Annotated in this window: 28 protein-coding genes, 2 tRNA genes and 1 riboswitch; of the genes, 19 read left to right on the top strand and 11 right to left on the bottom strand. The window is 41.5% G+C overall.

Going from position 1 to position 26,542, the window contains the following annotated elements:
- Positions 1-104 precede the first annotated feature (104 nt).
- A complete protein-coding gene (locus CEW93_RS09560) occupies positions 105-2,009 on the bottom strand; it encodes a lipopolysaccharide assembly protein LapB (RefSeq protein ID WP_186727958.1) in 1,905 nt (634 codons plus the stop codon).
- A gap of 29 nt (positions 2,010-2,038) precedes the next feature.
- Positions 2,039-2,140: riboswitch (TPP riboswitch) on the top strand.
- A gap of 75 nt (positions 2,141-2,215) precedes the next feature.
- Between CEW93_RS09560 and thiC the strand changes: the two genes are divergently transcribed.
- The 3 genes from thiC (at position 2,216) to CEW93_RS09545 (ending at position 4,427) form a co-directional block, all read left to right on the top strand.
- Complete coding sequence (gene thiC / locus CEW93_RS09555; protein WP_089538956.1) at positions 2,216-4,084, top strand: phosphomethylpyrimidine synthase ThiC; 1,869 nt, start codon at positions 2,216-2,218, stop codon at positions 4,082-4,084.
- 153 nt (positions 4,085-4,237) lie between these two features.
- Positions 4,238-4,313, top strand: a tRNA-Val gene (locus CEW93_RS09550).
- A 37-nt stretch (positions 4,314-4,350) separates the two neighbouring features.
- Positions 4,351-4,427 (top strand) — tRNA-Asp (locus CEW93_RS09545).
- A 90-nt stretch (positions 4,428-4,517) separates the two neighbouring features.
- On the opposite strand, the gene CEW93_RS09540 is transcribed toward CEW93_RS09545, so the two are convergent.
- The 5 genes from CEW93_RS09540 to CEW93_RS09520 form a co-directional block, all read right to left on the bottom strand.
- Complete coding sequence (locus CEW93_RS09540) at positions 4,518-4,835, bottom strand: YqfO family protein (RefSeq protein ID WP_089539096.1); 318 nt, start codon at positions 4,833-4,835, stop codon at positions 4,518-4,520.
- A 117-nt stretch (positions 4,836-4,952) separates the two neighbouring features.
- Positions 4,953-5,666, bottom strand: coding sequence for a phosphoribosylaminoimidazolesuccinocarboxamide synthase (purC, locus tag CEW93_RS09535; protein WP_089539095.1), 714 nt, complete (start codon positions 5,664-5,666; stop codon positions 4,953-4,955).
- 59 nt (positions 5,667-5,725) lie between these two features.
- Positions 5,726-5,998 carry a hypothetical protein gene (locus tag CEW93_RS09530; protein ID WP_089539094.1) on the bottom strand — a complete coding sequence of 91 codons (273 nt, stop codon included), beginning with the start codon at positions 5,996-5,998 and terminating at the stop codon, positions 5,726-5,728.
- The gene (gene dapA, locus CEW93_RS09525; RefSeq protein WP_089539103.1) at positions 5,995-6,921 is read right to left on the bottom strand and encodes a 4-hydroxy-tetrahydrodipicolinate synthase; all 927 of its coding nucleotides are present in this window, start codon (positions 6,919-6,921) and stop codon (positions 5,995-5,997) included. The genes CEW93_RS09530 and dapA overlap by 4 nt, the downstream gene beginning before the upstream one ends.
- Before the next feature lie 379 nt (positions 6,922-7,300).
- Positions 7,301-8,686 carry a Do family serine endopeptidase gene (locus CEW93_RS09520; protein ID WP_089539093.1) on the bottom strand — a complete coding sequence of 462 codons (1,386 nt, stop codon included), beginning with the start codon at positions 8,684-8,686 and terminating at the stop codon, positions 7,301-7,303.
- A 194-nt stretch (positions 8,687-8,880) separates the two neighbouring features.
- On the opposite strand from CEW93_RS09520, the gene erpA reads away from it, so the two are divergent.
- From erpA to CEW93_RS09475, 9 genes are all read left to right on the top strand, one after another.
- Complete coding sequence (erpA, locus tag CEW93_RS09515; protein ID WP_089539092.1) at positions 8,881-9,210, top strand: iron-sulfur cluster insertion protein ErpA; 330 nt, start codon at positions 8,881-8,883, stop codon at positions 9,208-9,210.
- 64 nt (positions 9,211-9,274) lie between these two features.
- Positions 9,275-10,549 carry a valine--pyruvate transaminase gene (locus CEW93_RS09510; protein WP_089539091.1) on the top strand — a complete coding sequence of 425 codons (1,275 nt, stop codon included), beginning with the start codon at positions 9,275-9,277 and terminating at the stop codon, positions 10,547-10,549.
- An 82-nt stretch (positions 10,550-10,631) separates the two neighbouring features.
- Complete coding sequence (locus CEW93_RS09505; protein ID WP_089539090.1) at positions 10,632-11,006, top strand: hypothetical protein; 375 nt, start codon at positions 10,632-10,634, stop codon at positions 11,004-11,006.
- A 97-nt stretch (positions 11,007-11,103) separates the two neighbouring features.
- Positions 11,104-12,765 (top strand): energy-dependent translational throttle protein EttA, encoded by a 1,662-nt coding sequence (ettA, locus tag CEW93_RS09500; RefSeq protein ID WP_089539089.1) that lies wholly within the window; start codon positions 11,104-11,106, stop codon positions 12,763-12,765.
- Between the two features lie 70 nt (positions 12,766-12,835).
- Positions 12,836-13,957 carry a hypothetical protein gene (locus CEW93_RS09495; RefSeq protein ID WP_089539088.1) on the top strand — a complete coding sequence of 374 codons (1,122 nt, stop codon included), beginning with the start codon at positions 12,836-12,838 and terminating at the stop codon, positions 13,955-13,957.
- Positions 13,958-14,057: 100 nt separating this feature from the next.
- Positions 14,058-15,749: a WG repeat-containing protein gene (locus CEW93_RS09490; RefSeq protein WP_186727957.1), complete on the top strand. Its 1,692-nt coding sequence runs from the start codon at positions 14,058-14,060 to the stop codon at positions 15,747-15,749.
- Positions 15,750-15,883: 134 nt separating this feature from the next.
- A complete protein-coding gene (locus CEW93_RS09485) occupies positions 15,884-16,990 on the top strand; it encodes a WG repeat-containing protein (RefSeq protein ID WP_089539086.1) in 1,107 nt (368 codons plus the stop codon).
- Between the two features lie 503 nt (positions 16,991-17,493).
- Positions 17,494-17,691 carry a hypothetical protein gene (locus CEW93_RS09480; RefSeq protein ID WP_089539085.1) on the top strand — a complete coding sequence of 66 codons (198 nt, stop codon included), beginning with the start codon at positions 17,494-17,496 and terminating at the stop codon, positions 17,689-17,691.
- Positions 17,688-18,755: a PTS transporter subunit IIC gene (locus CEW93_RS09475; RefSeq protein ID WP_089539084.1), complete on the top strand. Its 1,068-nt coding sequence runs from the start codon at positions 17,688-17,690 to the stop codon at positions 18,753-18,755. The genes CEW93_RS09480 and CEW93_RS09475 overlap by 4 nt, the downstream gene beginning before the upstream one ends.
- Before the next feature lie 9 nt (positions 18,756-18,764).
- On the opposite strand, the gene CEW93_RS09470 is transcribed toward CEW93_RS09475, so the two are convergent.
- Entirely contained in the window at positions 18,765-19,091 is a 327-nt protein-coding gene (locus tag CEW93_RS09470) for a TraR/DksA C4-type zinc finger protein (RefSeq protein WP_089539083.1), read from the bottom strand.
- Positions 19,092-19,236: 145 nt separating this feature from the next.
- On the opposite strand from CEW93_RS09470, the gene hisB reads away from it, so the two are divergent.
- The 5 genes from hisB (at position 19,237) to def (ending at position 22,389) form a co-directional block, all read left to right on the top strand.
- Positions 19,237-19,833 (top strand): imidazoleglycerol-phosphate dehydratase HisB, encoded by a 597-nt coding sequence (hisB, locus tag CEW93_RS09465; RefSeq protein ID WP_089539082.1) that lies wholly within the window; start codon positions 19,237-19,239, stop codon positions 19,831-19,833.
- Positions 19,834-19,842: 9 nt separating this feature from the next.
- Positions 19,843-20,484, top strand: a complete 642-nt coding sequence (hisH, locus tag CEW93_RS09460) for an imidazole glycerol phosphate synthase subunit HisH (protein ID WP_089539081.1) — start codon at positions 19,843-19,845, stop codon at positions 20,482-20,484.
- Positions 20,485-21,234: 750 nt separating this feature from the next.
- Positions 21,235-21,444, top strand: coding sequence for a hypothetical protein (locus tag CEW93_RS09455; RefSeq protein ID WP_089539078.1), 210 nt, complete (start codon positions 21,235-21,237; stop codon positions 21,442-21,444).
- 101 nt (positions 21,445-21,545) lie between these two features.
- Positions 21,546-21,821, top strand: coding sequence for a GNAT family N-acetyltransferase (locus tag CEW93_RS09450; protein ID WP_089539077.1), 276 nt, complete (start codon positions 21,546-21,548; stop codon positions 21,819-21,821).
- Positions 21,822-21,876: 55 nt separating this feature from the next.
- On the top strand, positions 21,877-22,389 hold the full coding sequence (gene def / locus CEW93_RS09445) for a peptide deformylase (RefSeq protein WP_089539076.1): 513 nt from the start codon (positions 21,877-21,879) through the stop codon (positions 22,387-22,389).
- A 58-nt stretch (positions 22,390-22,447) separates the two neighbouring features.
- Here the strand turns inward: def and CEW93_RS09440 are convergent, their stop codons facing one another.
- Positions 22,448-23,026 carry a tyrosine-protein phosphatase gene (locus CEW93_RS09440; protein ID WP_222432745.1) on the bottom strand — a complete coding sequence of 193 codons (579 nt, stop codon included), beginning with the start codon at positions 23,024-23,026 and terminating at the stop codon, positions 22,448-22,450.
- A 166-nt stretch (positions 23,027-23,192) separates the two neighbouring features.
- On the opposite strand from CEW93_RS09440, the gene rraA reads away from it, so the two are divergent.
- Positions 23,193-23,696 carry a ribonuclease E activity regulator RraA gene (gene rraA / locus CEW93_RS09435; protein WP_089539075.1) on the top strand — a complete coding sequence of 168 codons (504 nt, stop codon included), beginning with the start codon at positions 23,193-23,195 and terminating at the stop codon, positions 23,694-23,696.
- A complete protein-coding gene (gene dprA, locus CEW93_RS09430; protein ID WP_089539074.1) occupies positions 23,693-24,859 on the top strand; it encodes a DNA-processing protein DprA in 1,167 nt (388 codons plus the stop codon). The genes rraA and dprA overlap by 4 nt, the downstream gene beginning before the upstream one ends.
- Here the strand turns inward: dprA and CEW93_RS09425 are convergent.
- Genes CEW93_RS09425 through dapB form a run of 3 tightly spaced genes read right to left on the bottom strand, consistent with a single transcriptional unit; the run spans position 24,856 to position 26,398 of the window.
- Positions 24,856-25,197 carry a hypothetical protein gene (locus CEW93_RS09425; protein WP_089539073.1) on the bottom strand — a complete coding sequence of 114 codons (342 nt, stop codon included), beginning with the start codon at positions 25,195-25,197 and terminating at the stop codon, positions 24,856-24,858. The two genes, dprA and CEW93_RS09425, sit on opposite strands and share 4 nt — an antisense overlap.
- The gene (locus CEW93_RS09420) at positions 25,194-25,601 is read right to left on the bottom strand and encodes a hypothetical protein (protein ID WP_089539072.1); all 408 of its coding nucleotides are present in this window, start codon (positions 25,599-25,601) and stop codon (positions 25,194-25,196) included. The genes CEW93_RS09425 and CEW93_RS09420 overlap by 4 nt, the downstream gene beginning before the upstream one ends.
- Positions 25,598-26,398 (bottom strand): 4-hydroxy-tetrahydrodipicolinate reductase, encoded by an 801-nt coding sequence (dapB, locus tag CEW93_RS09415; protein ID WP_089539071.1) that lies wholly within the window; start codon positions 26,396-26,398, stop codon positions 25,598-25,600. Before dapB ends, CEW93_RS09420 begins: the two co-directional genes overlap by 4 nt.
- Positions 26,399-26,542: the final 144 nt, after the last annotated feature.

The raw sequence follows: 26,542 nt of genomic DNA, 5'->3' as shown, positions 1-26,542 counted from the left end.
GGGGAATTGGTATGGAAATTGCATAAAAATAAAATGATATGATTTGATGGAGTGTGGTGTGTTTAAGCAGAGGGGTGCCAAAGGGTGAGTTTCTATAGGCATCATTAACATCTAAACGGATTGTCTGAGCGACGTACTCGCTCTTTGTTGTCTTGATTTTTGGGTAACATACGCCTAAAAAAGTCTGCATAAACATAAGCACCAGGAGAGAGATAGATTTTATCTACCATGTTTTTGACTTCGACATCATAGTTGATGTACAAGTTTTTATTGTGCCAATCCTCGCATATCTTTTCGTCATTTAAATCGGTGATGTATATCATGCGACATTCTTGTTCTTCTTGAAAGGCGGTGTGTTTAATCAGGTAGCGTAAAGGCAGCAAGATAAAACCTATCGCTTCCAAGATTTCTTTTGTTGAGCTTTGAAGGATTTCTTCAATTTGTTTTGTGATTTCTATAAGGGTGTCCTCCACCTCTTTTTCTTCTGCTTCTATATATTTTTCTTTGTAATCTGTATAATTTTTTTGGGCTTCTGATGGGTCTTGACCGCCATATTGAGCTTCTCGATAAAAGGTGATTTTGTTTCTTTGGGCTAAACGTAAATAGCCGCTTTTTGGGTCAATATAAATGCAGCGATATAAGGCTTGTTGTTCTATTGATTGTGTTTTGTTTGGTGTTTCTGATTTGTTTGAGTGTTCCTTTGGATTGTCCAACTCATTAAGTTTTAATGCCTGACTCATAAAACCAAACTTTGCTGTGTGATTAAAAAACTCAGGTTTAAATACCAAGCTAACCCCAGAAGCCTCCTTATTATCTTCTTTGCCGTATAGGCGAAATTGGTTTAAGCTGTCATGATTAAAGGTAAAACAGCTGATAAAGACATTGGTATTCTCATCATCGGTAAAAATCTCGTTTACCAATGCTTGTTGGGGTTTGGATTGATTTTGTAGATATTCACCGAGTACCAAGCCTTCTGTTGGGTCATTGACATTTTTGATGCTGTTTAGACGAAAAGATGAAGGAGGGTTTTTATCATCACCTTGAATCAGCAATTTGGCAACCGTTGCCTTGGTATAATGTGCAACTTTTTGTTCATAGGTGTTGTCGCTTTTGATGTGTAATTTTTGCAATAGGTTAGCTGTGTTGTTAAAAATCGCTTGTAAGTTTTCGTGAGTGTCTTTTGGGCAGGTAAGAATTTTGATATAAGATTCTGCTTTGTAATAATGATGGGTTTTTGAATTTTGAAAAGCCTTAATCGCTCCCTCAACATCACCTTGCTCTCCTAAAGTAATCCCTAAATTAACCTGTGCTTTGGCATAAACTTCAGGAGAATCCTCTCTTTGTACATTACGATAAGCCCTAATCGCCCCTTTAATATCACCTTGCTTTCCTAAAGTATTTCCTAAATTAACCTGTGCTTTGGCATAAGTTTCAGGAGTATCCTCTCTTTGTACATTACAATAAGTTTCAATCGCTCCTTTAATATCGCCTTGCTCTTCCAAAGTAATTCCTAAAATAAGCTGTGCATGAGCATAAGCTTCAGGAGAATCCTCTCTTTGTACATTACAATAAGCTTCAATCGCTCCTTTAATATCGGCTTGCTTTCCTAAAGCAATCCCTAAAATAAGCTGTGCTTTGGCATAAGCTTCAGGAGAATCCTCTCTTTGTACATTACAATAAGCTTCAATCGCTCCTTCAATATCGCCTTGCTCTCTTAAAGTATTTCCTAAATTAACCTGTGCTTTGGCATAATTTTTAGGAGAATCCTCTCTTTGCACATTACAATAAGCTTCAATCGCCCCTTTAATATCACCTTGCTCTCCTAAAGCAACCCCTAAATAAAACTGTGCTTTGGCATAAGCTTCAGGAGAATCCTCTCGCTCAATGGATTGCCAAATCTGTATGGCTTGATTCACTTCGCCTTGTTGATATAAATTTAAAGCTTGTTTTAAAAGTGCGGTACTGTCCATTATTTTTCCTGATACGGTTTGTTTTAAGCAATCTGCCATCATTCTACCAAAAATCATGTTATAATACACCCAACTTGACGGAGTACAGCTTAGCTGTTGAGATTGCTGTTGCAAAATCCGCCGAACCTGACAAGGTTAATACCTGCGTAGGAATCAAGTGAACAAAGTAAAATCTGCATTATCCTTATGATGATGGCTATGTTTTCCTTTTACTCGCTTGATTTGTTTAGCTAAAAGGAATATTCATGAGCCAATCAACAAATCAACTTGACACCACCATCGCCCAGCACGAACAAGAAGCCCAGGATTTGACTCGCACTTTGCCTGCCTCCAAAAAGGTCTATGTGCAAGGCTCACGTGCCGATATCCAAGTACCATTTCGTGAAATTAGCCTTACTGACACGCCCACAGGACTTGCCAAAGATGGCTTTGAAAAAAATGAGCCGATTTTGGTGTATGATACCTCGGGCGTTTATACCGACCCCAATGTTAGCATTGATTTAAATCAAGGGTTACCCAAGCTGCGTCAAGGCTGGATTAACGAGCGTGATGACACCGAGCAGTTGGATGGTTTAACCTCCCAGTTTGGGCGTGAGCGTTTAAAAGACATTCGCACTGAAAATATCCGCTTTGCTCATATCACCAACCCAAGACGAGCCAAACTTGGCAAAAACGTTACCCAAATGCACTATGCTCGCCAAGGCATTATCACCCCTGAAATGGAATACATCGCCATTCGTGAAAATCAGCGTCAGCGTGAAGGCGTGGACATGCGTCAGCATCAGGGGCAAAATTTTGGGGCGAATAATTTGCGTGAGATTACCCCTGAGTTTGTGCGTTCTGAGGTGGCTAGCGGGCGTGCCATCATTCCTGCCAACATCAATCACCCAGAATGTGAGCCGATGATTATTGGGCGTAACTTTTTGGTCAAAATCAACGCCAATATCGGCAACTCTGCCCTAGGGTCTAGCATTGAAGAAGAAGTCGCCAAAATGACATGGGCGACACGTTGGGGGGCGGATACCATCATGGATTTATCCACCGGTAAAAACATCCATGAAACGCGCGAGTGGATTATCCGTAATTCGCCTGTGCCGATTGGGACAGTGCCGATTTATCAAGCCCTTGAAAAGGTGGGCGGTGTTGCCGAAGATTTGACGTGGGAGATTTTTAAAGACACGCTCATTGAGCAAGCCGAGCAAGGCGTGGATTATTTTACCATTCACGCTGGTGTCTTGCTTCGCTATGTGCCACTGACCGCGGGTCGCTTGACAGGCATTGTCAGCCGTGGCGGCTCTATCATGGCACAGTGGTGTTTGGCTCACCACAAAGAAAACTTTTTGTACACGCATTTTGATGAGATTTGTGAAATCATGAAGGCTTATGACGTGTCATTTAGTTTGGGTGATGGATTGCGACCGGGCTGTATCCAAGATGCCAATGATGAAGCACAGTTTAGCGAGCTACGCACACTTGGCGAGCTGACCCAAAGAGCGTGGGAGCATGATGTGCAGGTGATGATTGAAGGGCCAGGACACGTGCCCATGCACATGATTAAAGAAAACATGGATTTGCAGCTTGAAGTGTGTAAAGAAGCACCATTTTATACGCTCGGTCCGCTCACCACCGACATTGCCCCGGGTTATGACCACATCACCAGTGCCATTGGAGCGGCGATGATTGGTTGGTATGGCACAGCAATGCTTTGCTATGTAACGCCAAAAGAGCATTTGGGTCTGCCCAACAAAAAAGACGTCAAAGATGGCATCATCACCTACAAAATCGCTGCCCACGCCGCTGACCTTGCCAAAGGACATCCTGCCGCTCAGGTACGCGATAATGCCCTATCTAAGGCACGCTTTGAGTTTCGTTGGGAAGACCAATTTAATTTGGCACTTGACCCAGATACTGCTCGTTCTATGCACGATGAGACCATGCCCAAAGAAGCTCATAAATCAGCACACTTTTGTTCTATGTGCGGCCCGAAGTTTTGCTCCATGAAAATCACCCAAAATGTGCGTGATTATGCCGCCAAGCAAGAGATGGAGCAAGGCATGCAAGAAATGAAAGCAAAGTTTCATGAAGAAGGCAGTAAGCTGTATCATGAAGTGTAAAAGATAATGGTGTGTATTTGATGAATTTAACTGATTTAAAATCAATAAGTTAAAAACTTTTTAAAATTTTATTTAAAAAATGCTTGACTTGGTTTTAAAATCCTATATAATACGCACCACAACAAGCGAGATTGGTAACAATCAAGTTTGATTGGGTGGTTAGCTCAGTTGGTAGAGCGTCTGCCTTACAAGCAGAGGGTCAGCGGTTCGAATCCGTTACCACCCACCATAGTTTTTTAACTTTACTGATAAAGTTAAGCGACCTAGCAGCGGTAGTTCAGTTGGTTAGAATACCGGCCTGTCACGCCGGGGGTCGCGGGTTCGAGTCCCGTCCGCTGCGCCATTTTTAACTGGTTTTTCCAGTTTAGCCCCCAAATCTCCCCTGATTTGGGGATTTTTTTATTAAAATTATTTAGCGGTTTTTTAAATTGTGTCAAAAGTTGATGTCTGCCATTTGGTACACATCATAAGCAGGCACTTCGTAAGGGTGGGCTTGCCTATAAGCCTGCACCACAGCATGAATTTTATCATCAGGTACGATGGTTTCTACACGCCATTCAGGCACATACTCTACCTTATCAATCTCACCGATGGCAGGATTTGAGCCTTTTAGGGGCTTAAACTGCCCCATGCCAAGCACCTGCCAAGAGCAATGACTGTATCCATCATACATGCCTGCTCCTGCATTAAATAGGGCGGTTTTGACCACTTCTACATGACTTTCTGGAATGTATGCAATAAATTTATACATTTAAGTTTACCAATAAGTATTGAGTTGTTTTAACTGAATTTACAAAAACTAAAACTTTATAATTTTAAAAAAACCCAAAGAAATCTTTGGGCTTTTACTAACAATTTTGACCAAACATCAGTCAAGTGGAACACCAATGCGTCTTGCCACTTCTTCATAGCCTTCTACCACATCGCCCAAGCCTTGGCGGAAACGGTCTTTATCCAGTTTTTTCTTAGTGTCTTTGTCCCATAGGCGACAGCCATCTGGCGAAAACTCATCACCCAAGACCACACGCCCATGAAACAGCCCAAATTCCAATTTAAAGTCCACCAACATCAAGCCTGCTTCATCAAAAATCTGGCTGAGTATCTCATTGACCTTGTGAGTGATGGCGTGCATTTGGTCAAGCTCATCGGCAGTGGCATAGCCTAGGGCAATGGCGGTGCTTGGGGCGAGCATGGGGTCGCCTAGCTTGTCATCTTTATAAAACAGCTCATAAGTCGGCGGTAATAGTGGCAAGCCTTCTTCTAGCCCCAAACGCTTCATCAAACCACCAGCAGCGTAGTTACGCACCACGCACTCCACAGGTATCATTTTTAGGTGCTTGACCAGCACTTCATCATCAGACAGCTGACGCTCAAAGTGCGTTTCAATACCCGCATCAGCCAATTTTTGCATGATAAAAGCGTTAAAACGGTTATTGACTTTGCCTTTGCGGTCAAGTTGGGCGATTTTTTCGCCATTAAAAGCAGACGCATCATTGCGAAAATGCAAAATCAGATAATCAGGATTGTCAGTTTTGTAAACAGATTTGGCTTTGCCAGTGTAAAGTAAGTCTTGTTTTTGCATGTCGTTTCTCAAAATTGGTGGGTGTTTTCAATCTATTATGATGATGTATCAAAGCACAACTACTGCACTTTTGGTGGCTTAGGCAGTGCGTACTGTGAGCCTGATTCGTTGGTGATGTCTAGTGTATTTTGACCAACGCTTGGGGTTGGGTACAGTGGCACAAACTCAGCACTACGCTGATTGGCAGGCAGTTTGATGGGGTCAAGTTTGTGGCTTTTTTGATAATCCAAACTGCCATTGTCTCGTTTACCTGTCCAACCTTTGATGGTGCTACAACCTGACACAGCCAGTGTGGCGACTAGCATCAGGGTGCTTATCTTTGTCATGTTCATGGGTTTGTTTCCGTGTTGATTAGCTGTGCTTTGATTAGGGCTTTGTCAATGATGGCTTGGGATTGTTCTGACAACCACACCAAAGGCAAACGAATGCCTTTATCAATCTTGCCCATTTTGTACAAGGCGTATTTGGTTGGTTGTGGGCTGGCTTCACAAAACAAGTCGGTGTGCAAATGCTTAATGGTGTCGTTGATGGCGTTTGCTTCATCAAATTTGCCATCTAGGGCAAGCTTAAATATCTGTCCCATCGCCTTTGGGGCGACATTGGACGTTACCGAGATGTTGCCTTTGCCACCAAGACGCACCAGCTCCACCGCTGTTGGGTCATCGCCAGAAAGTACCACCATGTTGTCGCCCACTCGCTCAATCAGGCTCTTGCCACGCACCAAATCACCAGTGGCATCTTTAATCGCCACAATGTTGGGTATCGTCATCAAACGTGCGACCGTATCTTCTGTCATGTCCACCACCGTCCGCCCCGGAACGTTGTAGAGCATTTGGGGCACATCCACCGCTTCGGCGATGGTTTTGTAATGCTGATAAATGCCTTCTTGGCTAGGTTTGTTATAATATGGCACAACAAGCAACGCACAATCCGCCCCCACTTTTTTGGCATGAGTGGTCAGCTCAATGGCTTCGGCGGTGTTGTTTGCCCCAGTACCTGCAATCACAGGCACACGACCGCCAACGTATTTCACAAAAAACTCAATCACCGCACAATGCTCGCTCATGGATAAAGTTGCACTTTCGCCCGTTGTGCCAACCGCCACCAACGCATCAGTCCCTTGCTCAATCTGCCAATCAATCAGCTCACCCAAACGTGGATAATCTACCGCACCATCTTTTGTCATGGGCGTGATAAGGGCGGTAATTGACCCTTTGAGTTTTGCCTTAATGGCATGATAATCATAAGTTGCCATGTTATTAACCCGTAACATTAAAAGCCCTAGTTTAGCATTTTCAAGGTCATTTTTGAATGTTTGATGAAAAAAATATTGGATAATTTATATTTTATATTAATTTATCATCTTTTATTTGCAATATAAAATATATTGTTTTTGTGTCTTTGTCAGGTTAAGTAGGTGTTTGATAATATTGCTGATATTTTTTAGCAGTATTGGATATTTGGTGTGAATGTGTCATCTTGATGATTTAAATAAAAAAATCACCTAAAAATATTGACAGCCACAAACCCCATCCGTCCAACAACAATCAACGAACAGGGCATAAGTGCCATTTATTTTGGGTGCATACTGGCGTTTTGGTAAGCGGTTTTGTCTTTTTGCCACACAGCCATTTTTATTCAATTCTTAGCCCCAAAATCGCTGGCGTGCCATCACGAATAATGCCGATTGTTACCACACCTTGCTTAGGTAAGCTGACTAAGGCTTGACCAAAGGCGGTGATGTTGGGGGTAGGGCGTTGGTTGAGACTGACGATGATGTCGCCTACTGACAATCCTGCTCGCTCTGCAATGCTGCCTATCTCCACACTGCTAATCACCATGCCACCTGACACATCATAGCGAGCGAGCATGGCGTTTTCACTGGGGGTGAGTTCTTTTAGGCGAATGCCAAGACGTGGTTTGTCGTCATTTTGTTCTTTGATGGTCAGCTCTTGGGGGCTGTGGTCAAATCTGCCTTGTAAGGTTAGGGATTTTTTATTGCGTTGAATGTTTAGGTGAAATGGGTCAGCAGGTTTGGCACTGCTAATTGCCATCACCAAATCAGACGCATGAATGATGTTTTGACCGTTAAAGGTCAGTACCACATCGCCTATTTTTAGTCCAGCTTTTTGGGCAGGCGAGTCAGGAGCAATGCGAGTTACCAACGCACCTTGTGGACGAGACAGTCCATAGGCTTCTGCTAAATTGCGGTCAATGTCTTGTAAACCTATCCCAAAATAAGCACGGCTTACCTTGCCTGTTGCCTTAATCTGTCTGTAAATGTCTATCGCCATGTCCATCGGAATGGAAAATGACAGCCCCATATGTCCGCCTGTGCCACTAAAAATGCGAGAATTAACACCGACCACTTCGCCTTTTTGATTAAATAAAGGACCGCCAGAGTTGCCTTGGTTGAGTGCCACGTCCGTTTGAATAAATGGCACAACCGCTTCACGGCTAAAATTACGACTTTTGGCGGATACGATTCCTGCCGATGCTGAATAATCAAAGCCAAATGGCGAACCAATCGCCAGTACAGGCTCACCAACTTTTAAGGCGGTGCTGTTACCAACTTTTAAGGCGGGATAACCTTTGCCTTGGATTTTTAGGACGGCAATGTCTGAGGCGGCGTCTGAGCCGACCAAAACAGCATCTAGCTCTGAGCGGTCTTTGAGAGTAACGGTGATGGTTTTTGCACCATCTACAACATGGTGATTTGTTAAAATGTATCCATCAGAGCTGATAAAAAACCCTGTGCCGTAGCCATATTCTATGGTGGGAATGTCAGGCACATTGACACGATTGCCAAAGAATTGGCGTAACACTTGGGCTTGGTGAGCCAATGCCAACTCTTCTTCGCTGACTGATTTGGTGATACTGACTCGCACCACACCATCAGAGACTTGCTCCACCAAAGAAGAAAAATCCACCGCAAGGGCAGCATGGGCTTGGGAGATGATGGGTAAAGGAGCAATGGATAAAAATAAAGCAAGTGTCAAGGTACGTAACTTATTTAGCATAAAAAATCCTATGTAATCACAAATTTTAACAGTCTATTGTAAATGAAAATTATCATCATGCCCTAAAATACGCCCATTCGTCAAGTTGGGATTGTGTTTTTATCTTGCTGATTTCTTTTTGTGGCATTTTAGCAAACAAACTGATTATGTTATAATAAAATTGCTTTTCATTTACTTAACCAATTGAGAAAATTATGAACATTATGACACTCACTGACAATGCTGCCAAAAAACTTGCCAAACTCAAATCCGCTGAAGGTAACGACAAACTCATGCTTCGTGTTTATGTAACAGGTGGCGGCTGTTCGGGGTTTTCTTATGGCTTTGATTTTGCCGAAGAGCTAGACGACGACGACGCCACGTTTGACAATGGCGATGCCACCTTGGTGGTGGACAGTCTAAGTTATCAATATTTGCACGGCTCAACCATTGACTATGTAGAAGGACTAGAAGGCTCACGTTTTGTGGTGGAAAATCCCAATGCCACGACAACATGTGGCTGTGGGTCGTCTTTTTCTATTTGAGTTTGACAAGTTACAAATCTTTTATCACTCTTAAATCAGCTTTTTATTCAATATTGGAAACGTCATGCAATTTTCTACTTTTGGTCAAAAATTCACTCGCCAAAGCGGTATTTTACAACTGATGGACGATTTGGGGCAAGCTTTGGCATCTGATAAGCCTGTCAATATGCTGGGCGGTGGCAATCCTGCGATGATTCCTGCGGTTAATGAAGTTTATCAAGCCACCTTAGAACAACTGGTGGCAGATGGTACGGCACTTAATAGTGTGGCGAATTATTCCACGCCACAGGGCGATAAGGCGTTTGTAGATAGTTTGGTGGACTTTTTTAATCGTCATTATGACTGGGGTTTGACAGCAGATAACATCGCCTTAACCAATGGTTCGCAAAATGCCTTTTTTTATCTGTTTAATCTGTTTTCAGGCGATTTTGGTGGCACGGATAAAAAAATCCTTCTGCCACTTGCACCTGAGTACATCGGCTATGCAGATGCTCATGTGGACGGCACGCATTTTGTGGCGGTAGAACCCATCATTGATGAGTGTACGCACGATGGGCAGGCGGGGTTTTTTAAATACCGAGTGGATTTTGAGCGATTGAAAAATCTGCCTACTTTGCAAAACGGGCAAATTGGGGCGATTTGTGTCTCACGTCCCACCAATCCTACGGGCAATGTGCTGACCGATGATGAGATGGATAAATTATCCGCCATTGCTCAGGCTCATGACATACCGCTCATCATTGATAATGCGTATGGTATGCCATTTCCAAACATCATCTACACCGACACAACCTTAAATTTTGATGACAATACGATTTTGTGTTTTAGTTTATCAAAAGTGGGTTTGCCAAGCGTGCGTACAGGCATTATCGTGGCAAATCCTGCGGTCATCAAGGCAGTATTGGCGATGAACGCCATTATCAACTTAGCTCCCACTCGCTTTGGGGCAAGCCTTGCCAAGCCATTATTTGATAATGATGAGATTATTCGTTTGTCCCAAACCGCCATTTTGCCGTTTTATCAACGTCAAAGCAAACTTGCTGTGCGTCTGTTAAAAGAGCAATTTGCCAATTTGCCTGTATATATCCACAAGCCAGAAGGGGCGATGTTTTTGTGGGTGTGGTTTAAGGATTTGCCCATCACCAGCCAAGAGTTGTACGAACGCCTAAAAGAACAAGGCACGCTCATCATTCCTAGCCGTCATTTTTTTGTGGGGATAGATACCACGCAGTATTGCCACGCTCATGAATGTATCCGCTTATCAGTTGCTCAAAGCGATGAAGTTTTAACAGCAGGGATAGCGATGATTGGTGAAGTGGTGCGGTCGGTATATGAATGATGACGTCTGCTGAGACAATCATTTGTTTTGTTGGGTGAGTTTTGTCAAATTTATTTTACCAAAATCTTGATGGAAAAAAATAATGAACAAGCACAAAACTTTAATTCATATTGCTGTTTTAGCGGCTACCATCATTGGCTCTATTTTATATTTTTATATTTTCAATGATTATCAAGAAATATTTAAAAACTCTTGGCTTTCATTGATTTTTATGGTGATTGTCATTCATGTATTGATAGAATTATTTTTTAAGCTGCTTTTAAGGGTTTTTCAAGAGAAGATTCCCCATATTTTTAAAAAAGAAAATGCTCTACCTGCCACACCAATGCAATGGCAATTCTATAATTTTGCAATGATATTCTTTACAGGTTTGCATATTTTATTTTTTGTGGTGTTGGTCGTTGCTATTTTAATACTTGGTGGATTGTGGTTATGGGTATATTATTTTGGTAGCTAAATGTTTTCCTTGCCCAATCTTAAAAATCATGTGATAATACAAAGTTTAATTTCTGGTTATCAATTTACTATTTTTCTTTTTAAATCAAAGGCTTACTATGGCTCAATATATTTACACCATGAACAAGGTGTCAAAAATTGTTCCCCCAAAACGTGAAATTTTAAAAGACATTTCACTGTCTTTCTTCCCCGGTGCCAAAATCGGTGTGCTGGGTCTAAATGGTGCGGGCAAATCCACACTTTTACGCATTATGGCAGGTGTGGACACAGAGTTTAACGGTGAAGCCCGAGCTCAGGCAGGCATTAAAGTGGGCTATCTGCCCCAAGAACCCCAGCTTGACCCAAATAAAGACGTGCGTGGTAACGTAGAAGATGGCGTGCGTGAAGCTCTAGATGCCCTAGAACGTCTAAATCAAATCTATGCCGAGTACGCCGAGCCTGATGCTGATTTTGATAAATTGGCTGCCGAGCAGGGCAAAATGGAAGACGTCATTCAAGCGTGGGACGCTCACAACCTAAACACTCAGCTAGAAAAAGCTGCCGATGCCTTGCGTTTGCCACCTTGGGACGCTGATGTGTCTAAACTCTCTGGCGGTGAAAAACGCCGTGTTGCTTTGTGCCGTTTGCTGTTATCTAAGCCTGATATGCTCTTACTTGACGAGCCGACCAACCATTTAGACGCAGAGAGCGTGGCATGGCTTGAACGCTTTTTAAAAGATTATTCTGGCACGATTGTGGCGATTACCCACGACCGCTATTTTCTTGATAATGTCGCCGAGTGGATTTTGGAGCTTGACCGTGGCTATGGCTATCCTTATAAAGGCAACTACACCGAGTGGCTGGAACAAAAAAATAAACGCCTAGAACAAGAACAAAAACAAGAAGAAGCCTTTGCCAAAGCCTTAAAGCAAGAGTTAGAATGGGTGCGTAAAAACCAAAAAGGTCAGCAAGCCAAATCTAAATCTCGTTTAGAGCGTTTTGAAGAGATGAACTCTCGTGAATTCCAACAACGCAACGAAACCGCTGAAATCTATATCCCGCCAGGACCACGTTTGGGCAACAAAGTCATTGAAGTTAAAAACATTTCCAAATCCTTTGGCGACCGCCTGCTGTACGAAAACCTGTCATTCACCGTGCCACCGATGGCAATTGTGGGTATTGTTGGTCCAAATGGTGCGGGTAAAACCACGCTGTTTAACATGATTACTGGCAAAGACACCCCTGACACAGGTTCGGTGGAAGTGGGCGAAAGCGTCAAAGTTGCCTATGTCGGTCAGGTGCGTGATGAGCTAGACGACAACAAAACCGTGTGGGAAGAAGTCTCGGATGGCTTGGACATGATTACGGTGGGTGAGTACACCACGCCAAGCCGTGCTTATATTGGGCGTTTTAATTTTAAAGGGCAAGACCAACAAAAACGTGTCGGCTCTCTGTCAGGCGGTGAGAGAAATCGCTTGCAACTTGCCAAAACCTTAAAACAAGGGGCAAACGTGATTTTGCTGGACGAACCATCAAACGACCTTGATGTCGAGACCTTGCGTGCCTTGGAAGATGCGGTAGAGGTTTTCCCCGGTACGGTGATGGTGGTGAGCCACGACCGTTGGTTCTTGGATAGAATTTGTACGCATATTTTGTCTTTTGAAAATGAAGAGCCAGAGTTTTTTGATGGCAACTACACCGAGTACGAAAAATGGCGTAAAGAACGCCTAGGGGCAGATGCCACGCCAAAGCGGATGAAATATAAGAAGATTGGGGGTTGAAAGTTCCAACAAAAAACAACGAATGGTTACTTGACTACTCGTTGTTTTTTGTATTTTTGGTTAAGTGGCAATGAATATTAAAAATATTTTTAAAGAAATACCAATAACATCATCTTATGATAAATGGATTTTTATCATAGCAATGCTGTTCGGTGTTATCACTGGCTACACTTATTTAAAATTTATTGATAAGCTATTCTTGTTTGGTGATATAGTTGATGGTTTGTCAGTTCTTGTGGCGATTGCTGTTGTATATTGCATTCTTGCTTTCTTGATTGGCATTTGTTTTATTTTTTCTTTATTAACTTCTTTTTTAATAAAGCATATTTACAATAATCATCAGTTAAATATTAGATTCTTGATTTTACAATTTTTATTTTTAACAGTCGGATTTTTTCCTTATTTTTTAATGCCATTTTTTGGATTAAGTTCTTATTCATTATGGTTTGTTTTTAGCTCTGTTATTTTGACTTCGGTTTTAAATACCTTTATTATAAAATATTCTGAAAATAAGAGTAGTAATAGTGATTTTGATGTTGTATTTTTAATTATTGCAATAACAGTATTTCAGCATTACCCTATCATTTTAAGTATTTTTCCTATATCAGATTTCTCCAATAAAAGTTTTGATGAATGGATGTTATTTTTACTCATTCCTAGTATTAATATTTTGATGTATTTTATATCTTTTTTGATTATTGCCATTATTCCAACCAAAAGTTTTGATATAAAAATTATATTTTTTATTATGTTTGGGGTATTTTTTGTTTCCTATTTTTCACTATTTTCCATTAAGGGTAAAGCACCTTATCAGTCTTTATATGCTGTTCGTTTTATAGAAAAACCCCAAGACTCATCTTGGTATCTTATTCATAACGGCAATACCGCATCAGAGACCATCAATGGTATGAACTCTAGCGATATTGAAAATAAAAAAAGAATATTCAATAATAAAGACTGCAATGATGATTGGTGTAAAGATGATGTATCAGTGATTTTGGAGCAAAGACAAAATGCCCTATACGGCTATATGGCATGGAATTTGGGTGATACCAAAGTCTTTTGTCCTGCATCTGTGGATTTTTTTGATGGTACAGACAATACAGAGAAGTCGAAAAAGTGCTTAGTCATTGATGGTAGATATTTGCAATTAATCAGTAACTACTATATAGGTAATGCCATAACACAGTAAAAATAGCAACTGCTCCGAGTAGAGTTTCGCTTTTTATATGAGTACAGTTGTGTTATTATTTGATTAAGTATCTTTAAAATCTTTTTTGGAGTAGATGGGCATGGATTATGATTTTATAGGTGAACTTCACGAAGGCTTGATGAGGGTAAAGAAAGATGACAAGTGGGGCTATATTAATAAAGGTAGTCAGGAAATCATATCGCCACGTTATGACAATGCATGGGGCTTTTCTTGTGGGGTGGCACGCATCAAACAAAATGGTAAATATGGCTATATTAATAAATTGGGTCAGGAAGTAATACCGCCAATCTATGATGAGGCTCGACGGTATTTTGGGGGCTTGATAAGGGCAAAAAAAGACAATAAATGCTATTTTATCAGTAGCTGGGGTAGGATTTATGATCATGCTTGGACTTTTTCTGAGCGTTTGGTAATGGTGGAGCGAGACGGTAAATATGGCTTTGTAAACAAGATGGGCGATGAGGTGATACCGCCGATTTATGATTATGTGGATGCTTTTTGTGAAAACTTAGCAGTGGTGGAGAGAGACAGCAAATATGGTTTTGTTGATAAGCTGGGAAATGAAGTAACACCAGTCATCTATGATGATTTTTGGCATTTGTCTGATCGTTTTTTAAAGATAAAAAAAGATAAGAAAATTGGCTTTATCAATGTTATCACCAAAGAAGTTATAGCACCAATTTATAGTAGTGCTTGGATGTTCAAGGAGGGTTTGGCAAAAGTAAAAAGAAATGGTAAACAGGGTTTTATTGATACATCAGGTAATGAGGTGGTACCAATATGTTATGATGATGCTTGGCATTTTTCTGAGGGTCTGGCAAAAGTAAAAAAAGATGGTAAATGGGGTTTTATTAATAAAACAGGTCATGAGATAATACCGCTAAACCATGATTATGTTGATGATTTTTGTGGGGGTTTGGCGATGGTGGAGTTAGATGCCAGGTGCGGTTTCATTAATCAGTTGGGTGATATGGTGATTGCACCCATCTATGACAGTGCTGAGAATTTTAAAGAAGGTTTGGCAAAAGTAAAAAAAGACGGCAAACAAGGTTTTATTGATAGGTTAGGTCAGTTCTATGACCGTGCTCAGGACTTTTGTGAGAGTTTGACCATGGCAGTGCAAGATAATAAATATGGCTATATCAATAAGTCATCAGGTCAAGTTTATGAGAGTGCTCAGCCTTGGTATGATGGTTTAGTTAGGGTAAAAAAGAATGGTAAATATGGACTGATTGATAAGTTGGGTCATGAGATGGTGCCACTAGATTATGATGAGATTGAGTTTTTTGGTAAAGATTTGGTAATCGTCAAAAAAGATGACAAATACGGCTTTATTAATAAATCAGGTTGTGTTGTGGTGTTGCTTATCTATGACGATGCCAAATGTTTTTGCGAGGGTTTGGCGAAAGTAAAAAGAAATAACAGATGGGGATTGGTTGATAGAACAGGTCAACAGCTAAAACAATCAAACTATGATAGGATTGAATTTTTGTGTGAAGGCTTGGCAAAGGTAAAAAAAGGTGATAGATATGGCTTTATTGATACATCGGGCAGTTTGGTGATTACACTAAACTATGAGGATGCGTGGAGTTTTTGCGAGGGTCTGGCAAGAGTAAAAAAAGATGGCAGATGGGGGTTTATTGATAAATTGGGCAATGAGGTCATACCGCTAATTTACGATGATGTTGAGGATTTTTGTCAAGGTTTGGCAAGGGTGAAAAAAGATGGTAAGTGGTATCAGATGAATAAAATGGGTCAAAAGCGGGATTAAAACAAAAGAACAAGCGAAATCTTAGAGTTTCGCTTTTTTTATTTATTATCAATATGTCATCTATTATTGATAAAAATATGGGTCATTGTGTATAATTTTATTTATGATGGTTTTAGACTGATGGAGCGATTGCTATGCAGTATTTTATAAAGACTTTTAGTTTGATGGCTATTTTTTGTTTGATTGGCTGTTCAGATGATGGCGATATTGCAAAGTCTGAACAAGTCAATGAAGCTGTACAAAAAAAGCAAGATGAATCCACGGTTACTGACGGGCAAAGTGATAAATATGGCTTGGTGGACAAATCAGGTAAGGTAATATTGCCACCAATTTATGATAAGATTGGCGATTTTTCTGAGAGTTTATTGATGGTGATTAAAGATGGTAAATATGGTTTAGTTGATAAGTCAGGTGATGAAGTCATGCCACTAATTTACGATGAAGTCAGACATCTCCATAAGGGTGTGGCAGAAGTGAAAAAAGACGGCAAAGAAGGTTTGATTGATGAATCAGGCAAGGAGGTCATACCATTGATTTATGATGAAGTTTATGTTTTACATGATGGCTTAATAAAGGTAAAAAAAGACGGCAAAGAAGGTTTGATTGATAAATCAGGCAAGGAAGTCATACCATTGATTTATGATGAGATTTATAGATTTGATGGTTTGTATGGTTTTTATGAAGCCCATGTTTTGGATGATGACCTGATAAAGGTGGTTAAAGACGGCAAAGTTGGTTTAGTTGATAAATTGGGTAATGAGGTCATGCCACAACATTATGATGGCATTGGTGTTTTTGCTGAGGGTTTGGTTAGTGTAAAAAAAGACGGTAAAGTTGGTTTTGTTGATAAAACAGGTCATGAGGTGGTGCCACTGATTTATGACGATGCTTGGGTTTTTTCTAAGGGTTTGGCGTGGGTAGAAAAGGGCGACAAATTTGGCTTGGTTGATAAATCAGGCAATGAAGTGGTACCACTGATTTATGATGGTGTTAGTTTTTTCTACGATGGCTTGATAGAAGTGAAAAAAGACGACAAATATGGCTTAGTTGATAAGTCAAATCATGTCATACTGCCACCAATTTATGATAAACTTTATGGTTTTAGTAATGATTTGGCAAAAATACAAAAAGACGGCAAATATGGCTTTATTGACAAAACAGGTAAAATAGTCATACAACCTGTTTATGATAATATTAAAGATTTTTCCAAAGATTTAAAAATAGTCAAGCAAAGGCAATAGGGCAAATTAAACAGTAAGATGATATTTTGATGTTTATTGTCTTTTTAATGGCATGAGAGATTATAAATAGACCAAAATAAAGCAAATAAAATTTGGTTAAGTTCATCATTTGTGTTTGAGTTAATGATAAAGATATCAAAAAATTAGCGTTGATATTATTTGAGAGTTTATTATTTTGTCAAATTGATGAGCAAGTATATTGTGGTTATGATAGAGAGCTTTTATTAAAAGAAATCCAAAGACTTTATAAAAAAACCAATTAATTTTATATCATCATAAAAAATACCGAGACATAAAATGGCGGTATTATTGTATTTGCTTAAAAATATCCTAATGGCTATTTTATTATTAGCCCCATTTATCACCTATTTTTTAAAATACAAATCACTACCGCCTAAGTTTTATCTATCTCATTACTTGTGTAATGAATTATGCCCTAATTATTGGTGCAGTTTGGGTAATAGATATTTATCTTGATGTTGTATTATAAAGTTATGATATAAATGAAAATGGCTTTTTTTGAAGAATACAAATTAAACACGGAGCAAAATAAAGCCATGATGGCGGTCATAAGTGATACCGGCAGGCGTTTTGCTCCTTTGATGGGATTAATTATATCTCCAATTTATGTTGGGTTGTGTTTTGGAGTTTGTGTTACAATTGCAAACATTCTTAAAACTTTTAAAGAGCTTGATGAATGAAGTGCATATTCTTTAAACGTCTTTCTCAAAAATATCTCATAGACGCCTTTACAGGCATGGCACAGGGGCTGTTTGTTACCTTGATTGCAGGGCTGATTATCTCACAGATTGGCACATGGCTAGATTTTGCCATGCTTATCAACATTGGCAAACTTGCCAGTATGCTGATGGGAGCTGGGATTGGTGTGGGCATTGCTTACTATCTTAAAGCCCCAACCTTGGTGGTGCTTAGTAGCCTTGTGGTAGGCATGATGGGGGCTCACTCTGGGGCATTGATGTCAGGGGTGATTTTGACTGCTGGTGATGTGCCATTGACCTTTAAGGCATTGCCGGGCAATCCCATTGCTGCTTATTTGACCACAGTGCTGTCTTATGTGGTGGCAATGTGTGTGGCAGGCAAAACCCGTTTGGATATTTTGCTGGTGCCACTGGTGATGTTTTTGGTAGCGTTGGCGGTGTGTGCATGGATTTGTCCACCTGTGGTAACGGCAGTAGAATGGATTGGTCTGGCGATTAAAGACGCCACTGAGCTACAACCATTTTTGATGGGGCTGATTATCTCTGTGGTGGTGGGGCTGCTGCTTACCATGCCGACCAGTAGTGCGGCGATTTGTATTGCCATTGGGCTAGGCGGTTTGGCAGGTGGGGCGGCTGTGGTGGGCTGTGCTGCTCACATGGTGGGTTTTGCGGTAGCCAGTTTTAGGGATAATGGCGTTAGTGGTCTGATTGCTCAGGGGCTAGGGACAAGCATGCTACAAATCCCCAATATTTTTAAAAAGCCAATTATTTTGTTGCCTGCGGTGGTAGCAAGTGCCATCGTTGGACCTTTGGCGACAGTGGTTTTTGGCTTGCACTGCTCAGCCAGTGGGGCGGGTATGGGCACATCAGGTTTGGTGGGGGTGTTTGCGGTCATTGATGCCAGTGGTGGCATGCTGTCGCCAACGATGATGTGGCTGGCGATTGTGCTACTTATGCTTATTGTGCCTGCCTTGGTGGCTTGGGTAGTGAGTGTTTGGCTCTACAAGACAGGCAAGATTGAGTTGGGTGATATGAAGCTGCCTTAACCAATTTAATTATTTGGCATGAGCCATACACAAAAAGGCATAAGGCACGGCATTTAGGCGACCTTCTTCAATCTCTTCACCGCATTCGGTACAAATGCCATAGCTGTTATTTTCTATGCGTAATAAGGCAGAGTTTACCAAAGAAAGCCCTTGCTCAGCTTCCACAAGTAGCTTTTTACGCATTTCATTATGAGTGGCGGTCAAGGCTTGGTCATCCCAATGCTGACCTAGCTCGTCTTGGGGGTGGCTCATGTGGTCGGTCAGTTTGTTGATGCGAGTTTCGTACTCGTGTTTTAGAGCAAGTAGTTCATCTTTGCGTTGGTTGATGTCAGTCATGATGTTCTCCAAATCTTAAAAAATCTATGTCTTATTATTGACGAAAATCCATAAAAAGGCAAGGGTTTTCAAGGGCATGAGTTGCTGTGGTTGAAAGAGTGCGTTAAGATGGGTATAATCTTTTAATTTATCATAGGTAATCCCCATGACTTATGCTCGCATCGCGCAAATCACCAGAAACACCGCCGAAACACAAATTTTTGTTTCGCTCAACATTGATGGCACAGGTATTGGCAAACTAGATACAGGTGTGCCGTTTTTGGACCATATGTTAGAGCAAATCACCCGTCATGGGCTGTTTGACCTTGAAATCAAATGCACAGGCGATACGCACATTGATGACCATCACAGCGTAGAAGATGTGGGTATTGCCCTAGGACAAGCCCTAAAAATCGCTCTTGGCGACAAAAAAGGCATACGCCGTTATGGGCATTTTTATGCTCCGCTTGATGAGAGCCTAAGCCGTGTGGTGGTGGACATTTCAGGAAGACCAAGTTTGCATATGGATGTACCGTTTACAAGGGCTTATGTAGGCAAGCTAGATGTGGATTTGTTTAGTGAGTTTTTTTATGGATTGGTCAATAACGCCATGATTACCTTACATATTGATAATCTAAAAGGCAAAAACAGCCATCATCAAATAGAAAGCGTCTTTAAAGCCTTAGCACGAGCCTTGCGTATGGCGTGTGAAATAGATGAGCGAGCCGCAGGCAAACTGCCTTCCACCAAAGAAATGCTATAAGGACAAATGATGACAAAAGTTGCGTTATTAGATTATGGGGTGGGCAATCTTTATTCGGTTGCCAATGCCCTGACGGTGGCAGGAGCGGACGTGGTCATCACCAACGACCCACAAACCATCAAACACGCTGATAAAGTCATGCTACCGGGTGTGGGGGCAATCAGTGATGCTATGCATCATATGAGACAAGCGGGCGTTGATGTGGCGGTCAAAGATGCTTTGGCAAACAAACCTGTCATGGCGATTTGTGTGGGCATGCAGGCGATGTTTGACTATTCTACCGAAGGCGGACAGGTTGAGTGCCTTGGGGTGATTGCCGGCAGTGTTGAGCGATTTGATGAGTCATGGACGGATAATGGACAACCCATCAAAATCCCCCATGTTGGCTGGAATGTGGTAAATACTGACACCGACCATCAGCTATGGCAAGGCTGTGCCAATCGCCATTTTTATTTTACGCACAGCTACTACTGTCAGCCTGATATGACGGACGTGCGTAATGATGGGGTGATTGTGGCGACGTGTGATTATGGGGTTCGGTTTTGTGCCAGTTTGATTAAGGATAATTTATTCATCACTCAGTTTCACCCCGAAAAAAGCCATGATGTGGGACTAAGATTGCTTCGCAATTTTATCCATTGGCAAATTTAGGTATGATTGCTAATTAGGGCAAATGATGATTGCCCTTTTTAATGGGTTATTCAAATGTGGCTAAATCAACATAAAAAGACTGACCCGTCCAAACATTGATGACGTTTTTTTTATCGTTTTCACCCTGAGATATTGGTAGATTTTAGTGCTGATTATCATCAAGAAACTATTGAGATTATTGTATTAATCATCAATAAATCAACAAGCATTTATAAACAACTTGCCAATGATGATATTTATGTTGATGATGAAGGTCATTTAATAAAAAAGTATGATGATGACAAACACAACATTTATTTGTGCCATCTTTATCTTTTGGCATACCAATGAGACGGCAATTATCATAAAGAAGGAAATGTTCAATTTTTGCTGAATCATTTTTTATTTGCTGAGAGTTTATTTTATTTTGATGAGCATGGTTATTATCGTTTGTTTGTTAAAAAATACAAAACAATAACGCACCAATTTTTGCTTGTTGGCATTGGTGAACGATTATCACATGACACACAACCGTTTTTAGATAACATCATCCACCAAGACAGTATTTGTCAAGTTTGTTTTTCTAATCTTGTGCTGACTTATGATGGATGGTTTCAAGGTAAGTTTGTGTGGCAAAATCAATCCATTCATATAAATATGGTCATCAAAGTGCCAAGTCAAATATTAGTAAAAAAGTTATATCCATTATTACATGATGTTTTAAATCATTGACTGATTTTGATAAAAAAAGCCAAACTCTTAGCCAAACAAATGCCATATAAAGAACACATCAAATGGCTAGAAGAAGACCATCAGCGATTAGATGAGTTGGCATTTATGCAGGCATTAAATCTATGTGATATTAGTGTTTATCAAGATGGTGGTATTGAGCTTGGTTGCGATGGTCAAGCATTATTTGGCGGGCATGGTGTGCTGGCAAAAATAAAACAGGGCGATGTTATTGATGTGTGTATTAATTAATGATTGTTTATTATTTATCAGACTTGTATTGTGATGTGCTGATTTTTATTATAAAATTTAAGTAAATTTATTTTTGTGTTTAATATTTAAAAGGAAATATGATGGATAATATCACGCACAACCCATCAGCTCGGCGTTTTGAGATGGTCATTGATGGCGTTACGGCTTTTTTGAGCTATGATGTCATGGATGATGATACACTGGATTATAATCACACCATTGTCCCAAGTGAGTTGGGTGGGCGTGGGGTGGGGACGGCTTTGGTTAAATATGCTTTAACTTATGCTCGTGAACATAACAAAAAAATCATCACCAGCTGTTCTTTTGTGGCAAGTTATGTCAATAAACATGATGAGTATCAAGATTTGCTAGTATAGATGAGCTTGACAAATGGGGTGCTTGACCTTATTATGATAATTTTTTGAGAAAATTATGGCAGTTTTACCCATTTTGCATTATCCTGACCCACGTTTGCGTACGGTTGCCAAAGAAGTTACTCAGGTTGATGATGCCATAAAAACGCTGGTGGCGGATATGTTTGATACCATGTATGATGCAAAAGGCATTGGACTTGCCGCCACACAGGTGGACAGGCATGTACGTGTGGTGGTGATGGATTTGGCACAAGAAAACAGCACGCCCCAACCACAGGTGTTTATCAATCCCAAAGTTACGCCATTGACTGATGAACTTTGCCCTTATAAAGAAGGCTGTTTATCCATTCCAGAGGTTTATGATGACATCATGCGACCTGCTCGCGTCAAGATAGAGGCTTTGGACGTTGATGGGCAGGCGTTTAGTGTGGAGGCTGATGGACTACTTGCGGTATGTATTCAGCATGAGCTTGACCATCTTAATGGCGTGCTGTTTGTGGATTATCTGTCTCGCTTAAAACAAGACCGTGCCAGAGACAAGGTGCGAAAGGTCATCGCCAAACAAAAATAACACCCAACCAATAAGACACCGTGATGGTGTCTTTATTTTTAAGCAAATATCAGATGAGTCAGATGGGATTGATGGTTTTTAAGCGGTTTAGCTCGCCTTTAACTTGGGCGATATGTGCGTCATTTAACAGATTGTCCAAATTTTTCCAAATAATGTGATAACCATAATCCCCATGTTTCATCTCTGCTCGTGCGTCATCAATGCTAACCCCTTGATAAATAATGCGATACATGGCAATGATGATGCCTGTGCGGTCTGCTCCATGACGACAATGAACAAGCACTGCCCCTGTTTTTTGGTGTTTTTCAATGGCATATAGTACCCGAGCAATGTCAGATGGACGAACACGCCATGTGGCAAGTGGTTCTTTGATGAGTGTCATGTCATCACCAAATAAGGCAGGGTTGTCATCTTGACCTTGGCGTAGGTTGATGATGGTTTTGATGGCATGGGCGTGTATGGCAGGCACATCATCAGCAATTGGCTGTTCGCTACGATACAAATGGGTATCTACTTGATAAAAATTGGCATCTGCTTTTAATGGGGCTGCCCAGTGGCTAGGTCGTGGTGTGATGGGCTGAGCGGTCATGCAGGCAGACAAGCACAGCACAAGCGGTAAGCTAATAAAAAATTTCATGGATAAATTAAGTAAATTAACTTATTATTATATTAACCTATTTTTAAGAATAAATAAATAGCCCTTGTGGTGGTCAAATTTCATCAGTATAATAGAAATGATGGCAGATTTGCCAAATCATATATGAATTTAGATATTTTTATGCGGACAAATAAAAGGAGTATTTATGTCAGTACCATTCATCACTTGTGATTTGTTGGATGATAATGAAGATAAAGTTATTGATGTCATACCACCAAGCCTAGATGGCAAGAGCTTTAAAAATTATGGCGGACACACCACCTTTGGCGGACAAATCGTAACGGTTAAATGCTTTGAAGACAATTCACGTGTCAAAGAAACCCTTGCCACCGCTGGTCAGGGTCGGGTATTGGTGGTGGATGGTGGTGCGTCCATGCGATGTGCTTTGTTGGGTGATATGATTGCCAAATCCGCTTGCGATAATGGTTGGGCGGGGATTATTATTTATGGCTGTGTGCGTGATGTGGATGAGATTGCTCGTATGGATATTGGCGTGATGGCTTTGGCAAGCATTCCTAAAAAGAGCGTACGCAAAGGGCTGGGCGAGATGGGTGTTAGCCTAAATATTGGCGGTGTGGCGATACATGATGGGGCGTGGGTGTATGCGGATAATAATGGCATCATCGTCTGTGATGAACCCTTAGTGTGAGCGAGTATCATCATTTAAACGAGCGTCAAGCTGTCTTGGCTTTATGGTATGTTGTCAATACATCTTTGACAGCGTATTATAAGCTGTATGATGCTTTTGGGTCTGCCAAATCTGCCCTTTGTCAGCCTGTGCAGGTGTGGCAAACGCTCAAAGTGCATTCATCTCACCAAAAACGCCATGCAGATGGCCCTGATGTGCTCGCGTTTTTAGCAAAGATAGATGAGCAAGTGGGATATGGGGCATATCAGTTGGTGTTTTGTGGTGATGATGCCTATCCTGACAGCCTAAATGCCATCTATGACCCACCGCCTGTGCTGTTTTGTCGTGGCGATGTCGCACGTTTAAAGAACAAACAGCTTGCTATTGTGGGCAGCAGAAACCCTACCGACCACGCCCAAAAACTCACCTTTGATTTGGCTCAATATTTGGCTCATCATGATTATACCATCACCAGTGGTTTGGCAGGTGGGATAGATAAGATGGCACATTTGGGGGCGTTATCGGTGGGCAAGGGGCAGACAGTGGGGGTGTTAGGTACGGGCATTGATGTGTGTTATCCAAAAAATCATCATGCCTTATATGCTCAAATCATCAATGATGGTGGCTGTTTGGTTAGTGAGTTGCTGCCCGCCACGCCTGCCACCAAACACACTTTTCCAAGACGAAACCGCTTGGTGGCAGGACTGTCTTTGGCGACCATTGTTACCGAAGCCACCATTCAAAGTGGTTCGCTCATCACCGCTCGTTTGACCGCAGAGCAAGGCAAGCAAGTTTTTGCTGTGCCAAGTCGCATAGATAATATCAATGCCGAAGGTTGTCATCACCTGATACGAGAAGGGGCAACTTTGATATATCACCCCAACCATGTTTTAGAAGACATCGCAGGTAGTGTGCCTGAATTTACCGCTTTGCCTAAGACGTTTAGCCGTGGCGTGTCTGCTTTTGATGAGTTAAATCTGACAGATACTGCCACCGGCACCACCAAAACGCCCATTCCTGAACATTTGGCATTTATGATGACGGCGTTGGGCAGTGAAACGTGTGATTTGGATAAACTCATCATGCGTACAAACAGACCAGCAGGCGAGCTGTTGGCGGTGCTGTTGGAGCTTGAAATGCTTGGTCATGTGGCAAATGTGGGTGGACGTTTTGCGGTCATCTAGTCCACTTTTATCCATATGGGCGATGTTTGTGTGTGGCTGTCATCACCAAAGGTCAAACTTGCATATGTGCTTTGGCTAAGCTCACCAACTTTGACCCATTGACCTTGTGGGAGAGTAAGGGTAGTGCTTAGGGCGTTTTGGCGGTGATTATGATGACTGTATTGGTTTAGGTTAAGAAGGATTTGACCGTTTGGCAAAAGCTTTGGCGTGGCATAAAAACCATCAGATAAGCTTACCCATGATGTCCCAAGATTTATCCAATAGCGAGTATTTTGCCGATGAGACTGATAAATCTGCCAGTTGGTCAGACCGATGAGTGTGTCAGAGCTGATACTCACTTGACCGCCTGATATGGTGCTGGCGGTGTAAATGTGTTGGTTTTGGTGGTATGTGTGCTGTTTTGATACTGCCCATTGAGCTGTATTTGTTTGGAGATGTGAACATTGATTTGACCGCCGTGTTGGTGCTTGCTCATGTGGTGAGCTGTGGCTACTGATATGGTCAAAGTAGCAGGAGCGGTATCTATTTGGCGTACAAGTGCAGACACACGAGCGTAGTCGGCTGGGTTTGCATGGATAATAAGTTGGTCTTGGTACAAAGTGGCTGTGCCACCCCCGCCACGATTTAGTTCATCTTGGGCAATACGAACGATGTCGGGGTTGCCGTAGGTGTGTATGACATAAATGTCGGCGTGGGCAACACAAGCAAGCAAAGCAAATAAAGCAGTGATGAGCTTTATCATTTAAGACCTAGCACATCTTGCATATCATACAGACCGTTTGGCTTATCAGTCAGCCAAATTCCTGCTCTAACAGCACCATTGGCAAAGGTCATGCGACTTTGGGCTTTGTGGGTGATTTCAATGATTTCGCCATTCATGATAAAAGATACTGTATGCTCACCCACAATCTCACCACCACGCACCGCATGAATGCCAATCTCGCCATCAGTGCGTTTGGCTTGACCGTGTCTACCATAGACGGCGGACGTTTTTAGGGTTTGTTTGCGTGCGGTGGCGACCGCATTTGCCATCATGAGTGCCGTGCCTGATGGGGCATCTAGCTTATGTTTGTGGTGATATTCTATGATTTCCACATCGGCATCTGTACCTAGTACCTTGGCGGTGGTGGCTAATAAATCCAAAGACAGATTAACCCCTGTGGAGTAGTTGCCTGCATAAACAATGGGAATGTGGTCGCTGGCATGACGTAGGGCATTTTCTTGGTCATCGTCCAACCCTGTTACGCCCACCACAAGTGGTAGGTGATGTTTGGTACAAATCTCAATGGTTTTATCAATGGCATTGGGCAAACTAAAATCAATCAGCACGTCCATTTTAGGCAAGTTTTCATCAAAAATCGTTAAAGGCACGCCCACTTTGCCCACGCCAATAAACTCACCTGCATCCACGCCAACCAATCCTGAAAAATCAGGCACAAATCCTGCCACCAAGGTGGTGTTTGGGTTGTCCAATACTGACTGTAACAGCATGCGTCCCATACGCCCTGATGCACCCATGATACCAACTTTAATACTCATTGTCGCTCCTTAAAATAGATGGCTGATAAATAGCTGATTATACCCAAAAATTTAAGATTTTCCCATCAATCTTGAAATAGTTTTTAAATTGATGTGGCATACATATCTGATTGTTTTAAAAAGTTCAAGGAATGTCATGAACAG

This window comes from Moraxella sp. VT-16-12, from assembly GCF_002224245.2.
GTDB lineage: Bacteria > Pseudomonadota > Gammaproteobacteria > Pseudomonadales > Moraxellaceae > Moraxella.
Note: the sequence above shows the minus strand (reverse complement) of the source record. Positions and strands in the feature narration are given on the sequence as shown.